The sequence below is a fragment of the Falsihalocynthiibacter sp. CO-5D18 genome (assembly GCF_041205445.1).
In the GTDB taxonomy this organism is placed as follows: domain Bacteria; phylum Pseudomonadota; class Alphaproteobacteria; order Rhodobacterales; family Rhodobacteraceae; genus Falsihalocynthiibacter; species Falsihalocynthiibacter arcticus.
In genome coordinates this window covers 136,773-150,025 of record NZ_JBGFCF010000012.1, presented here as the reverse complement: position 1 = coordinate 150,025, position 13,253 = coordinate 136,773, and the positions used below count along the sequence as shown (strand labels likewise).

The following is a 13,253-nucleotide window of genomic DNA, read 5'->3' as shown; positions in this document are numbered from 1 at the left end:
GCTATGGACTTACAACAATGACCGCCCGAATATGGGCATAGGCGGCATGACCCCCGCCCAGAAACTGAAAATGGCCGCGTAAGTTCTACAGCCGCACCCCATTAGAAATGGGGGGATTACCTTCCGAAGGTTCGAAAACTAGCTCCCAACAGGGATATTTTGGCGACATCTCTACCCTTGTCGAAGGCTAACAAGGACAAGATCAAACTGTTATTTGACCCCTATATCACATCACACGATGACATAATCGGCCAAGAGAACTTAAACGATCTACTGGGCAAATATGGGGACGTTGAATTAGAGCATTACAAGTTATGGCTGTCGAGCAGTAATGTTATGAACGCAATGTTCAACTTGGCGTTGATAGGCCGGAGTGAAGCCAAGCGATTGGATATTATCGAGTCGACGCCAAAATACGTCGCAACAGAAAATCACAAAAAGGCGTTAGCTTGTCTCGAAGGATTGCACACTGTTGTAATTACGGGGGAGGCTGGCATAGGAAAGACCTCCTTAGCAGATCAGTTGGCGCATCATTATATGGCTAGTGGCTATGAGCTTTGTGTCATTGAAAATGATATTTCTGAGGCTGAAGGTGTTTTCATTAAGGATAAAGCGCAGGTTTTTTACTATGATGACTTCCTTGGTCGTAATTTTCTCATGGCAATGGAAGGTCGAAAAGATAGTCAAATTCTTGGCCTCATCGATAGGATTAGCAAAGATGACAGCAAGAGATTCATTTTGACGTCTAGATCGACGATCCTAAACCAGGGAAAAGACCGTAGCGATCTCTTTAGCCTAAAAAAAATTGACAAGAAGGAATACGAAGTCACAATCCAATCCCTTACGCCCTTTGACCGAGGTGAAATTTTGTACAATCACATCTGGCACAGCGATCTATCGGAGGCGCATATTGATGTATTGTATGAAGAAAATCGGTTCTTGGAAGTTTCAAAACACAAAAACTTCAATCCACGTCTCATCTCCTTTATCACTGATCCCGACAGGGTGAATTCCGTCGAAATCGACCAATACTGGCAGTATATCGAGGATAGCTTGGACAACCCAAAAGGCATTTGGGCTGAGGTTTTTGACAATCAAATTGACGATTTGACTAGGTTGGCCGTCTGTATTGTCACGTTTAATGGAGGCAGCTTAGCTGAGAACTCTTTACGAGATTCAGTTCTTCGTATTGCCTCATCGGACGGTCTGGTTACTGCCGCGAACCGAACCAGCGCATTTCTCAAGATGTTGAAGGGATCCGTGGGATCAATCCTTCAACGGACAGTAGAAAGCGGCAATGAGGAAGTATCGATTGACCTATTTAACCCATCTGTTGCGGATTTTCTACTCGAACGGTATTTGGAGGATGATGGCGCTTTAGCGTTGTTCTTTAAGAATTTGGACACACTTGCCTCGCTACGAAACTTAAAGAGCCTCCATCGCTTCGGACGTCTGTCGGATACTACGTATATTGAAATTCTTAAGAAGCTATCCGATGTAAAAATCCAAACTGAAAAATACGTGGCGTTCCCTGATTACGTTCTAACGCTAACCGAGCTAGTCTTGGGGAACTCCCGTGCGCGAAAGCTGTGTGACGTTCCGAGAATTCTTGACTGCATGCTGCCTCTTTTGGTCGACACAGCTCTTGATGCCGAGGTTTCTCAAGTCGCAACCATCTTTTCTGCGGGACTTGACCACAACCCAGAGCAATTTCAGGATCAGATAATCGAATACATCGAGGCTGCTTCGCCAGGAGCCTCCACGCTGGATCAACTCTTAATGCTAGAACGATTGAGAAGGCTTGTCCCTAAGCTGGAAACTAACGAGGACACTGACCTCCAAAAGATAATCCAAGCGGAGGTCATTAGCTATTGGCAAGACGATCCGGCTTATGAACTTTCTCTAGGCGGCGTGCTTGACGATTTTCGTCCGGGTGATGAAGACGGCGCCATTGAAGCGGCATGGGATTTTGTTTCTAGCAGTTTAGACGACTTTGATATCTCTTGGGAGATAGCTAATGACATTGTTGACTCTTTGGATATAGCCGACATTCTCCAAGAAAATTTTATCGCAGAGGCCAAGTCATGGGCAGGCGATCCTGGCTCAGAAGAAACCGATCAAACTAACGACCTGGACGCTGCAATCATTGATTTGTTCGATCGCGACTAAAATCTTGGAGCTTGTTTCATTCTTTTGCTGCTGATTGTTTGAGCTAGTCCCAAAGAGTTGGACCGTTCGTGGCGTAGTTTAGCGAAAGCGGTTTGCAAGGCTTTGGGACTAAGTGATTTCACCGAATTAGATGGAATGCGATTTCCATAAGTTGGGCGACGAACAGGTTTAATATTGCAAAATACACTACAATATAATTTCACGGAGGACGTTTTAAAACATGATGTCAATATTGGCTGCCTTAAAAATAAGTGTAGTAAATTGGGATTTAGATGATCTGAGGTCTAATTTCAATTTAAAGCTTTGTCTCGCCCAAACCCTATATATTTCAACAGTTGCAAGCATGTTGTTTTTTTCCTCAGCCACGCCGGTATTATCCCAAAACATACTAAACCCAACAATTTGCCTCGATGAACTGCAAGATTTTGAAATTGCTTTCAAATCGCCGCTCCAGTTTGCCTGCTTCGAAGTAACTCTTGCTTATTGCGACCGCAAAGAAAGTCCGATTCCCTGCTTACAGCAAGCGCAGCAATTTATCTCTTTGAGAAATAGAGAACTGATGGATTTGCTTCCAGCGAAAATTCCTGCATCGGGTTTTAAGTCCCGAAGCTACACAAGAAGGCTCGAGGCATTGGGCGATGAAGCAACTCCCAAAAAATGCGACAGAGGAAGTGACCTTGATATAGCTGCGTGTAGTTTTCTTCAAGAAATGAATAAATCACTCGACATTTATAATCTGGTAAATTTGACAGATATCAGATTGGACTAAGGAGACCTTATTTTGAGCATTACTGTGACCTTCAGTGAGCAAGGCTATGTGGCTGTAGAGTTCGGCGACACTAATCATTCCGGTGACGTTGCAGTTTCAAAGCCAACAGGGCTTCGAAAAAGTACGTCTTATTGTAAGCGGTGCGTCACTTCCCAAAGTTCCACGGCAGTAACTGCTCGATATCCTTCTGTTTGTGGCCGTTCGCAATGGCTGTGAGAACGCCAGTCAGATAAGCATGCAGTTCGATTTTATTGAGCTTACAGGTTTCGATAATTGACGCAAGCATAGCCCAGTTCGACGGGCCGCATCGCAGCATCGAACTTGCATCGTCAATATCTGTCATGGGCCGCGATTGATGGTACTGGAAAGACGACCTCGAAGTTTGGTGCCGCCTATGCGGTAAGGCACGGAAGGAGCTTGAAAATGGGGAGCATGGGCGAACTACACGGCAGGCTTCATGGCGGGCTATGGCACACCACCCGTCCTGACCGCTTACTGTCCATCGTCGAATCTCGTGCAATCTTAGTGGAACCAGATGTCAATGATCGAGAGAGATCAAATACTGTCAATGGGCCGAAAAACTATCCGATTTCCCGAACGATTGGAGGCTTAAGCCTATTTGACTTTGATGGGTTCCATCCAGAGAGCTATGAGAAGCAGTTTCCAGTGAGCTCATGGCATTTCTTTGTCCCATATGTTCGAAGCTGGCAAGGTTCTGTGTGGCTTGAAATCGAACGCGAAGTTGTGAAAGAGCAGTTGGTGTCACCCGCTGCTCTACTCAGGAAGTGGAAGGAAGAAGGACTTCATGGTCATAATATCTTGCCAGCATTGGAGGCTGCGCACCTTGGTGACCTGCCGATTTCAGCAATCAGCTCTGCATTTCTAACGTGGGATAATGGGCGGGAAGTTCGCGAATTTAATATACGAGACTTCGACCACGAGCTCTTTAATCAGATGCTGAGAGAATGGCTGGAGGCTGTCGGAAAGTAATCCACTAGCGGGCAGTCATTTTGGCGACGGTGGAAGCACGCTGCTGAGCAAAGTAGCCTCCGACCAGTCATTGGCAAGCATATACCATTGTTGAAATTCGGTTGATGTAGTGACGCAAATGTCCGCTATGCGGGCTGCGACTGCAGCATTGATCGGCACTGGTCATTGGCAGCTCTGGGCCGTTCGCGACAATATAATGACGGGTCTTGTACGAATACGTACGGCTCAAATTGAGCTCAACGGTCTGTGCAAAGAAGCGCTACCAGACGCCGAATTTCAATCACCTCAACGGTTCGCAGCCCCTGCTTGAAGTTTGGATGGGCGGCTCCGCGCGGCGCTCCACCGCCAGCGCCGTGCAAGCGGCAAACGGTCCAACCTTGCTTAGAAGGGCAGCAGCACCTTTTGCCAGTGGACTTCGCCATAGCAGAGCATCTGGTCGCGCTTCTAAGCCTTTCGACAGGGTCTATGGGGTTATGGTCGATTTTCAATGCTACCGCCCCCCTGCATGGCTGACATCACCGACAATTGCTTGGCCGCCTTCATTCACCGTCACGCGCTCAACCCGAACAATTTGCTGCGCTTTGGCGCGATGTTTTTTCAAAGCGTCCATCTGCGCAAGATAGGTGCGGCTCAAGCGCGTTATAGATCGCTCATAGCTTTCCCGAACTTGATACGCTGTTTGATAACTCAGCCTTTCTGACAAGTGCGTCATCGCAACATGTGTTGCAGTCATTTGCGCTATGAGCATTGCTTCAATCGCATCTTGCGGCTCAAGCTCCGCAAACATCGCGGATGCAAGCGACCCGAACTTTTCAGCAGATTGCCCCATTGCGCCAATTGCAGTTAGATAGACACCCTTGGCAGCTTCAACAGTTCGCATCCCCAATAGTTGTTCAAGCTGAAGGTTGTCTGGCACTTCTGCACTAAAACTCCCCTCCCCTGTTTTCTTCAGCTTGGGAAAAGCCCGCGTCGCGCGCCCGTCCGTTGTGGTTATCTTTGCCTTGCTCATCTCATGTTTCCTTACAGGTGAGTGGTTAGTATTAGTGTTCCGTTCCAGAACCCTACGCACATCGCTTTTTGCCTCTGACGGGTTCTGCTTTGGAACCACGCGCCGCCTTAGGGTTCTCTAATGGTCCGAACGAAAGGTGCGACGGTTCCAAAACAGCACCGCGTTTTGTTTTAGGCGTCCGATAATTGCGCCAATCCTGCGTTGCTGGCACTTTGCCTTTGACCTTCTGCATCGCCTTTGTCGTAAGCCGCCATTCATGTGCGCGCCGGTGATACCAGTTGCCTTCACGCTCAAGAACCAAAAACCCCTTCTCGACAAGTTCTGCGTAAGCGCGCTGCACTGTTGCCTTCCCCATACCAAGCACATCGCCAGCCTCCGCAAACGATAGCGTAAGAGCGCCGTTGTTGCCCCCGTTGTAGCGCGTGTGAAGCTCCAGCCAGAGGCGCACCGCAGAGCCAGACAAGCTGCGCCATGCGTCGCTTTTCAACTGGGCGTAAGGGAGGGGCAGATATTGCCCCTCCGAAGTTCTCCGGCTCTTACTCATCAGCGGAACCACCCGTGATGTTTTGCGCCTCTTTCAGCGCCGCGCGCACCTCTTTGGCAGAGGGTGGGAACTTTAACGCGCGCCAATCTGTGCCTTTGACCAGGCTATAATGCGCGATGCGTTCTGGCCCTTTAAACTCGGTTTCTATTGGCCAATGGTACCGGCGACGTAGGGTGTGAATGATTGCTCCAAGCCGCCATCCCTTCACTTCGCCAATTTCGTCCATGTGATTAATCGTGCGCCCCTGAGTCAGAGCCATACAAGTCCAGTAAACTTGCGTGTGATTGCTGTGCCAATGCTTAGACATAGTCGATACATCCTTTGCGAAGTTTGAGCGGCTGAACGGAATTGCTAAGAGAGCACCACCGAAATCGTCGCTCATTTTTCATTGCAAGGAGGGGGTTCGATGTGTCATCAACTGAACTTGTCACGGTGGCAGTTGATGTCACTCGAAAAGCCCCTGCCCCGCTTGCGGAGTTGGGGTTTTTCATTATGCGGCCTCTGTGCTGGGATCGACGCGCCGACCGTTTAGGTAGGCGTTTAGGTCTGCGCCATGGTAGCCGATGCGCCGCCCGATGCGGATAAAGGCTGGTCCCGTTTTGCGGTGTCGCCATTGTGCTAGTTTTTCGGTGCTTCCGAAAACACGGAGTTCAGGGTCTTCTGGGAAGAAGATACGGTCGTCGTCGTAGATATTAGCCATCGATAAATCCTTTTGTTGGATTGGTTGCGATGGCTAGAAAATGCATTCACTGAGGCATTTGGAATAGTGACCTAGGTTAAGAAAACCCCACTGTAGCTTATCCCAAAACTTACTGGATTCTGACGCTTACTTTGGATCGAAATGGGAAGCTTGGAGATATTATATATATATTTCATACCATTAAAGCTAGGGCATCTTAACCATAGCTTGGGTTAGAAAGGTATTTGCCCATCGATTTTTTGAAAGTTTTGGATTGGATCTTTTTGCTCGCTTTCGTTTTCATCATCTTCGTCGCCCGTGGCGGTCTTCGTCGCCCCGCCCCCCGTGTGCCAATTTGCAATCTTGGCCACCTCTTCAGCAACAGTTGGACTCACAACGCTTTCAATGTTGCCAAGTCCGAATTGGACCCCATTGCCGAGAACCCAATCTAACAACGATTGTTTTACGCTCTTATTTTTACCCGCCTTTTTTACGGTTTCCCACGCTGCAACTGCAGTTGCTAGTTTTGCAGAGTATCTTGGGTTTTTCGCGTCCCTAAAGCCCTCTTTCAAACCCTTCCAAAAAAAGAATTCCGGATACAAACCTCGGGAAGTGTACCATTCTTTCACATCATCAACAGCTAACTTGGTTTCTGACCAATCCGGTTCTTTAAGTATGTAAATGACATCATCTTCGTGTTCGTCACCACCGAATGAAACCTTAACGTTTTGTATGTTTACAGAATTACTAAACAATTTGGGCGTTCCGCGTCCGACTAAGTATTTGTAGTTAAGCACTTCCTCCGATTCAATTCGGCCGGTATCATAAGGAATGCTTTCTTCGACTACATAACTTGGTTCCCGTCCGCGTGTCACCACATTGGCGCGAATTCTGTTGTTCAAAACAGCGTTTCGGAGAGCCTTGAAAACAGCACGGAATTGGTTTGGCTCAAGCTCAACCTCTGGAATATCGCCATTGTAAACAGCGCGGTATTCCCGATCTTCAAAATCGGCGATCTTAACAATTTTACTGTTTGCAGGGTCGGACAAATCCGAAAGTTCGAAGCTCCCAGGATCTAAGTTTAGTGTCAAAAAAGTAGCGTCAATGACTGACAACTCGTCAGATAACCTCCAATAATCTAAACCTCCTAAGCCACCGCTGCCTTCGTAGTCATGACTCATTGATGTTCTCCTTTAGTTCAAGGGTGTCGGTTAGATATTCGGTCCAAGTAGTAGCCAGCTCCCGCCTCCGATCCAACAAATCAGACCGCGCATAAGCCCTTTCAACATCCGACCCAACTTGATGCGCCAATGCCGCTTCTGCCAACTCACGCGGCGCGTTTGCGGCCTCTGACGCCCAATCCCTGAATGAACTACGAAAGCCATGCACGGTAAAGCCATCGCGCCCCATGCGGCGTAACAACATCAGCATCGACATATTAGAAAGCGGCTTGTTGCGCTTTTGCCCCTCAAAGACATAGACCGAGGCCAGCGCCTTCAATGGTTCCAACATCGCCAGCATTTCATCTGTGAGAGGTACGCGGTGTGCTTTGCCGCCTTTCATACGCGCGGCAGGCACGGTCCATAGACGCGCCTCGAAATCAACCTCTTGCCAAGTCATATCCAGCACCTCGGAGGTGCGGCTGGCCGTTAGGATTGTAAATTGCAGCGCCTTGGCCGCAATCGCACTGCGTTCGTTCAGTTCAGCAAAGAAGGCTGGCACATCGCGCCACGGCATCGCGTCATGGTGTTGAGGTTTCGTTTTAACGGTTGGCAAAACCTTGGCGTCACGGATTGCAGTCACAGGGTTTTCACCGGAGCGAAAGCCTTTCGACTTAGCCACATCCAAAACCGTCTTGATGCGCTGGGCCAATCGCTTGGCCGTTTCGTGCTTATCCGTCCAGATAGGCGACAAGCACATCAGAATTTCAGGCTGGCCGATGCTATCAATAGGCATCCGCCCAATCTTGGGAAAGGCATAGTCGCGCAAAGTGTTGAGCCACTGTTGGCCATGCTTGGCGTTTTTCCATGTCGGCATCCGGTCTATGTGGACCTGTTGCGCAACTTCTGCGAAGGTTGGTATCTCTCGAGTGGCGTTAAATCGGGGGTTCAAACCTTGCTTGGCCATTCGGCGATACTCAAGCGCGCGTTCTCTTGCTTGATTCAGCGTCACGATATCTGCGCCACCCAATCCAAAGTCAGTGCGTAGCGGCGCGCCCTTGCGATTTTTCTGCCCTTTGACCGTGACCCGCACAATCCAACGCCGCGCGCCAGAGGGATCAACCACCAGATAAAGGCCCGCTCCGTCACCATGGCGACCTGCGCCCAAGTTCTCGACAAGCTTCTTTGTAAGTTTTCCGTTCAGTGCCGACAAAACAAATACCACCAAATATACCACACAGTGAAAGTATACAGGCAAAATTTGTTGAAATCCAATCAAACCTCAAATAGCAATAACCGCCATGTAAATATGGGGTTAAAGCGGCTTAATGCAGATGAACATAATGTGGGAAAAGGTGGTAGTGGCGGACAGACAGGGATTCGAACCCTGGAGACGGTCACCCGCCTACACACTTTCCAGGCGTGCGCCTTCGACCACTCGGCCACCTGTCCGTTGGGCGGGTTTTAGTGTGGGGTTTGAAGGGGCGCAAGGGCAAATAGTGGAATTAGCACTAAAACTTGAATCTGTGCCTCAGACTCTAATTCTGGGATCAATTGCATTTGGCATTTAGCCTTAAAAATCATGCGAAATCTAGACATCTAGTAGAATGTTGACCCGTCGATTGGTTGCGCCTTTTTTCTCGACTTTGCCGAAATGAATCAGGCCAATTTCGCCAGTGCGTGCCACATGTGTACCGCCACAGGGCTGCAAATCAATCATTTCGCGACCCTCGCCTATTGCGATGAGCCGGATGCGCCCTGAACCTCGGGGCGGTTGAACGCGGAGCGTCTTAACCAGACCGGGGTTCGCGTCGAGTTCAGCATCCGTAATCCACGTTTCGGTAATGGGGAGATCGCGATCTATGAGCGCATTTATCCCCTCCTCAAGCGCCTCGCGATTTTCCAGCGGATAGGGCATATCAAAGTCGAGACGCCCTTTTTCAGACCCGATTGAGCCTCCGGTCACCGGCAAAGGGATCACCACCGACAGGATATGAAGCGCTGTGTGAATCCGCATGTGGCGGTGACGACGTTCCCAGTCTAGCTGTTGTATTACCGCGGTCCCAATGGGCGGAAGTGGCGCTGGAGTGGCGGGAAGGAGGATGATCTGCTCGCCCTGCCCCTTGATGGTTGTCGCCACCTCAAGGGTCTCGGATGGCGCCCATGTGAGCTTCCCGCTATCGCCGGGTTGCCCACCACCGGTTGGATAAAAAATCGAGCCATCCAAAACCACTCCCCCTTCGGGGGTGTGGGCCAAAACCGTGGCAGGAGCATCGCGCAGATACGGGTCTTGTTGAAACAGTTTTACACTCATATGGAAGGCTCTTCTAACGGTTTTGCAGGGGGTGGGCCAAACCCTTTTAAGTCCTCGGGATTGCGCAACCAAAGGTCCGATTGTGGGAATGGGATGGAAATGCCCTCTTCATTGAAACGTCGCAAAATTTCATGATTTAGGTCGCTTTGAACATTTAGTTTCCAATTAATGTCCCGCAAAATGAGCCGCAACTCAAAATCCAAACTTGACGCGCCAAACCCGCGAAACAGGGCCTTGGGTTCGGGGGTGGCCAAGACCATTGGGTGGCCATTGGCAACTTCGAGCAGGAGATCCGCGACTTGATTTGAATCCGAGTCATAGGCAACGCCTATAGGCAAAATAAGCCGACCAATCGAATTGCCGCGCGTCCAGTTCGTCACAACGCCGGAAACGAGGTCACCGTTGGGAATGATAACATCCGTTCTGTCAAACGTTTCGATCCGAGTTGAGCGTACCGAAATATCGCGGACATACCCCATTTGGCCGTCACTGGTTTCAATCCAGTCGCCCTCGGATATCGGTCTTTCTGCCAGTAGAATTATGCCCGACACAAAGTTGGAAACGATGTTTTGAAGGCCAAAACCAATACCGACCGACAAGGCCCCAGCGACAATCGCCAAGGAGCTAAGATCAATCCCTGCCACCATAATTGCCGCGAGCCCCGCAAGGAAGATCCCAACATATCCAAGGCCAGACACGATGGCATTTTGCCCCCCAATGTCGAGCGTGGTTTTTGGCAAGAGTGTACTGCGTAATGCCCCTTGAAGAAGCCGCGTAATTGTAAAGACCGCGCCAAACGCAAACAAAAACAACAGCAGGCTCGAGGGGGAAACTCGTGTTGTTCCGAAGGTAAAGCCGTTTAAGAAAAGGTTCCAATAATCAAAGATTTGGGCCGGACGTACCCCCGCAATAATTGCGAAAAGAGGGATGGACCCAATCGCCAAAACAAAACCGACGAGAACAGGAATGATCGATTCCTGTGATGCGCCAAATCGCCATGCAATCAAATCATAAACCTGATTGGAAACCTGATGGAGGATAAGAATAACGGCCAAAAGGGCCAATGACGGGATCAAAGGCGACGTCACCATCACCCCGGCATTGTAATACCCAAGCGTTGCAAGAATTGGCCCCAAAATAGCTGGTATCATCACCAAACGGCTTATAAAGGCGATGACCTGATTGCGGAAAGTTGGGTTTGTTGTTCCATCGCTATTTTCGAGTTCATCAAGGACGCCCTTGCGGAACAATTGAACGAGTCGAAAACTCACTAATCCAGAGCCGAGAATGAGCGGATAGACCAAAACGGCCTCGACGCCCTTTTCAGGAGTAGAAATGCCAAACATAAGGATACCCAACGAGGATAGTCCCAGAATAACACTCAAGATGTTTGTATAAAACCTAGCTTCGGCACGTTGAGCCGTCGTTAGGTGAAAAATTTCGTTGCCAAGGTTTTCCCGCGGAAACACCTTTTGTCCCAGCCAGCGCCCAACAACAAACATCAAGGCCAGTTGCCCGAGCCCCGAAACCAAAGCCAACCCGTGCGATCCGAATAGACCCAGGAGAACAAGCACTTTAAGGATCAGCAAAATTCCGAAAAGCGGGGCTAAATTCGTGAGTGCAGACAAGGCAACTGAGGAAAACCTGCGCAAGGGTTCACTCGTTTGTTGCGCCGCGCGGTCTTGCGCTTTTGACATCCAAGTTCCCCAGCGCAGAAACATCACCAAGGCCATTAGGAGAAAAAGCAGAATGCGTGGGGCATTTGTCAGGAGGTTCTGGTTACGATCCTTTTTATGCCATTCTACCCGCGTTTCTGCCGGGATAATGCCATAGAAATCATAAAGATATTCAATGGTCTGCGCCCAATACTTCGGAAGAATTGGCGAAGGGGTAGACACTAGGAATTCCGAGCGTTTCCGCGCATTTATGATACGGTCGATCTCGCGAATTAGCCCTTTGGCCAAAGCAAACGCTTCGGCCGCCGCAAGAGAAGGTACCCGCAGAACCGCGCGTTCCTTTTCGAGGCTCTTCAGTTTAAATTTTACAATTTCTGCGGTCTCTTGTTCGGTCCCGTTGGTGCCTGATGATGGCGCGGGGGACAGCGCCTCAATCTGGCCGTCGAGCGTTGAAATCTGACCGGAATTAAGGCCTTCTTTGCCAAGAAATAGATCTCTCCAAACAACAATCTTTTTACGCAGAGACTCAAGATTTTCCGTAGTCTCGGTTGCGTTCACTACGTCTTTTTGCGCCTGCTTTGAAAACGTTTCCCAATCGCCGTAGGTTTTCCCGTTCTCCAAAACGGTCGAACGCAACGTGCGCAAAATCTCAAAGGAACCATCGTCGCCCGCCTCTTCTGCAGGCGACGTTTTTTCAGGCGCGGTTTCCGATTCGCTGACAGGTCTGGAGATCGGAATTGTTGCGGCCGAAGCGTCGTTGGGAGATTGCGCTACTGCGGGGGATGTTTGCGCCCCAAGCGCGACGCAAACCGCAACCGCGCTAAAAATCCAGCGAAACACCCCGCCGCAGCGACTCAATACTTGCATTCAATCAATCCTCAAAAACACCGGGGATGGAGCGCGGCGAGGCCGCAAGCCATTCTGGGTAAGGCAAGCCTTTTTCTTTTAGGAAACTGGGATTGAACAGTTTGCTTTGGTATCGTGTTCCATAGTCGCAAAGAATGGTCACAATGGTATGGCCTGGGCCCATTTCACGCGCAAGGCGCACGGCCCCAGCGATATTGATGCCGCTGGACCCGCCCAAACACAGGCCTTCGTCGCGTAGAAGGTCAAACACATAGGGCAACGCTTCGGAATCCGGAATTTCGTAGGCATAATCAACTTTTAGGCCCTCCAAATTGGCGGTAATGCGCCCCTGCCCGATGCCTTCGGTAATTGATTCGCCCTCAGATTTTAGTTCACCATTGGTATAAAAATTGTAAAGAGCTGCGCCTTGGGGATCGGCCAAACCGATTTTGACATCTGCGTTTTTGGCGCGCAGTCCCATTGCAACTCCTGCCAAGGTACCGCCGGAGCCAACCGCGCAGATAAATCCGTCGATTTTTCCATCCAGCTGCTCCCAGATTTCAGGGGCCGTGGTTTCCAGATGGGCTTGCCGATTTGCGACGTTATCGAACTGGTTTGCCCAGATCGCGCCATTAGGTTCGGTTTTGGCAAGTTTTTCCGCCAAGCGTTTGGAATAGCGCACATAATTGTTTGGATTTTTATACGGCGCGGCTGGGACCTGAACCAATTCAGCGCCCGCAAGACGGATCATGTCTTTCTTCTCTTGGCTTTGAGTCTCGGGGATCACGATCACCGTTTTAAAACCCATCGAAGATCCAACGAGGGCGAGGCCAATACCGGTATTGCCAGCGGTGCCTTCAACGATTGTTCCACCCGGTTTGAGCGCCCCCGAGGCGATCGCATCGCGGATGATATAGAGTGCCGCACGGTCCTTAACGGACTGCCCAGGGTTAAGGAATTCCGCCTTGCCTAAAATTTCGCATCCAGTCGCCTCAGAAGCGGCGTTCAGTCGGATCAGAGGAGTGTTGCCGATTAGGTCTGGCAAATCTTTGCAAACGCGCATTTCGAGCCCTTTATATTGAGTTGCTCTCTTGTTT

General features: G+C 49.8%; 12 protein-coding genes, 1 tRNA gene and 1 pseudogene. 3 read left to right on the top strand and 11 right to left on the bottom strand.

Going from position 1 to position 13,253, the window contains the following annotated elements:
- Positions 1-159: 159 nt before the first annotated feature.
- Positions 160-2,169, top strand: coding sequence for a hypothetical protein (locus tag AB9F27_RS16015; RefSeq protein WP_369757937.1), 2,010 nt, complete (start codon positions 160-162; stop codon positions 2,167-2,169).
- 232 nt (positions 2,170-2,401) lie between these two features.
- Complete coding sequence (locus AB9F27_RS16010; protein WP_369757936.1) at positions 2,402-2,938, top strand: hypothetical protein; 537 nt, start codon at positions 2,402-2,404, stop codon at positions 2,936-2,938.
- 145 nt (positions 2,939-3,083) lie between these two features.
- On the opposite strand, the pseudogene AB9F27_RS16005 reads toward AB9F27_RS16010, so the two are convergent.
- A pseudogene (locus tag AB9F27_RS16005) lies at positions 3,084-3,242 on the bottom strand (transposase domain-containing protein); the annotation flags it as partial.
- A gap of 119 nt (positions 3,243-3,361) precedes the next feature.
- On the opposite strand from AB9F27_RS16005, the gene AB9F27_RS16000 reads away from it, so the two are divergent.
- The gene (locus AB9F27_RS16000) at positions 3,362-3,928 is read left to right on the top strand and encodes a hypothetical protein (RefSeq protein ID WP_369757935.1); all 567 of its coding nucleotides are present in this window, start codon (positions 3,362-3,364) and stop codon (positions 3,926-3,928) included.
- Positions 3,929-4,418: 490 nt separating this feature from the next.
- On the opposite strand, the gene AB9F27_RS15995 is transcribed toward AB9F27_RS16000, so the two are convergent.
- The 10 genes from AB9F27_RS15995 to AB9F27_RS15950 all read right to left on the bottom strand — a co-directional run bounded on the left by AB9F27_RS15995 (position 4,419) and on the right by AB9F27_RS15950 (position 13,219).
- Positions 4,419-4,937: a hypothetical protein gene (locus AB9F27_RS15995; protein WP_369757934.1), complete on the bottom strand. Its 519-nt coding sequence runs from the start codon at positions 4,935-4,937 to the stop codon at positions 4,419-4,421.
- 52 nt (positions 4,938-4,989) lie between these two features.
- Positions 4,990-5,481: a helix-turn-helix domain-containing protein gene (locus AB9F27_RS15990; protein WP_039000012.1), complete on the bottom strand. Its 492-nt coding sequence runs from the start codon at positions 5,479-5,481 to the stop codon at positions 4,990-4,992.
- Positions 5,474-5,788, bottom strand: coding sequence for a hypothetical protein (locus AB9F27_RS15985; protein WP_369757933.1), 315 nt, complete (start codon positions 5,786-5,788; stop codon positions 5,474-5,476). The genes AB9F27_RS15990 and AB9F27_RS15985 overlap by 8 nt, the downstream gene beginning before the upstream one ends.
- A 183-nt stretch (positions 5,789-5,971) precedes the next feature.
- A complete protein-coding gene (locus AB9F27_RS15980) occupies positions 5,972-6,181 on the bottom strand; it encodes a MerR family transcriptional regulator (protein ID WP_369757932.1) in 210 nt (69 codons plus the stop codon).
- A 212-nt stretch (positions 6,182-6,393) separates the two neighbouring features.
- The gene (locus tag AB9F27_RS15975; protein ID WP_369757931.1) at positions 6,394-7,341 is read right to left on the bottom strand and encodes a hypothetical protein; all 948 of its coding nucleotides are present in this window, start codon (positions 7,339-7,341) and stop codon (positions 6,394-6,396) included.
- A complete protein-coding gene (locus AB9F27_RS15970) occupies positions 7,331-8,533 on the bottom strand; it encodes a tyrosine-type recombinase/integrase (protein ID WP_369757930.1) in 1,203 nt (400 codons plus the stop codon). Before AB9F27_RS15970 ends, AB9F27_RS15975 begins: the two co-directional genes overlap by 11 nt.
- Before the next feature lie 149 nt (positions 8,534-8,682).
- Positions 8,683-8,772 (bottom strand) — tRNA-Ser (locus AB9F27_RS15965).
- A 139-nt stretch (positions 8,773-8,911) separates the two neighbouring features.
- Complete coding sequence (locus AB9F27_RS15960; protein ID WP_335584917.1) at positions 8,912-9,634, bottom strand: alanyl-tRNA editing protein; 723 nt, start codon at positions 9,632-9,634, stop codon at positions 8,912-8,914.
- Entirely contained in the window at positions 9,631-12,177 is a 2,547-nt protein-coding gene (locus AB9F27_RS15955; RefSeq protein ID WP_335584916.1) for a mechanosensitive ion channel domain-containing protein, read from the bottom strand. The genes AB9F27_RS15960 and AB9F27_RS15955 overlap by 4 nt, the downstream gene beginning before the upstream one ends.
- Positions 12,178-12,181: 4 nt before the next feature.
- The gene (locus tag AB9F27_RS15950; protein WP_335584915.1) at positions 12,182-13,219 is read right to left on the bottom strand and encodes a cysteine synthase A; all 1,038 of its coding nucleotides are present in this window, start codon (positions 13,217-13,219) and stop codon (positions 12,182-12,184) included.
- Positions 13,220-13,253: the final 34 nt, after the last annotated feature.

Bases quoted from the DNA above. Each gene is read 5' to 3' on its own strand.
- AB9F27_RS16000 (WP_369757935.1), top strand. From the start codon at position 3,362: ATGGGGAGCATGGGCGAACTACACGGCAGGCTTCATGGCGGGCTATGG.
- AB9F27_RS15995 (WP_369757934.1), bottom strand. From the start codon at position 4,937: ATGAGCAAGGCAAAGATAACCACAACGGACGGGCGCGCGACGCGGGCT.
- AB9F27_RS15990 (WP_039000012.1), bottom strand. From the start codon at position 5,481: ATGAGTAAGAGCCGGAGAACTTCGGAGGGGCAATATCTGCCCCTCCCT.
- AB9F27_RS15985 (WP_369757933.1), bottom strand. From the start codon at position 5,788: ATGTCTAAGCATTGGCACAGCAATCACACGCAAGTTTACTGGACTTGT.
- AB9F27_RS15980 (WP_369757932.1), bottom strand. From the start codon at position 6,181: ATGGCTAATATCTACGACGACGACCGTATCTTCTTCCCAGAAGACCCT.
- AB9F27_RS15975 (WP_369757931.1), bottom strand. From the start codon at position 7,341: ATGAGTCATGACTACGAAGGCAGCGGTGGCTTAGGAGGTTTAGATTAT.
- AB9F27_RS15960 (WP_335584917.1), bottom strand. From the start codon at position 9,634: ATGAGTGTAAAACTGTTTCAACAAGACCCGTATCTGCGCGATGCTCCT.
- AB9F27_RS15955 (WP_335584916.1), bottom strand. From the start codon at position 12,177: ATGCAAGTATTGAGTCGCTGCGGCGGGGTGTTTCGCTGGATTTTTAGC.
- AB9F27_RS15950 (WP_335584915.1), bottom strand. From the start codon at position 13,219: ATGCGCGTTTGCAAAGATTTGCCAGACCTAATCGGCAACACTCCTCTG.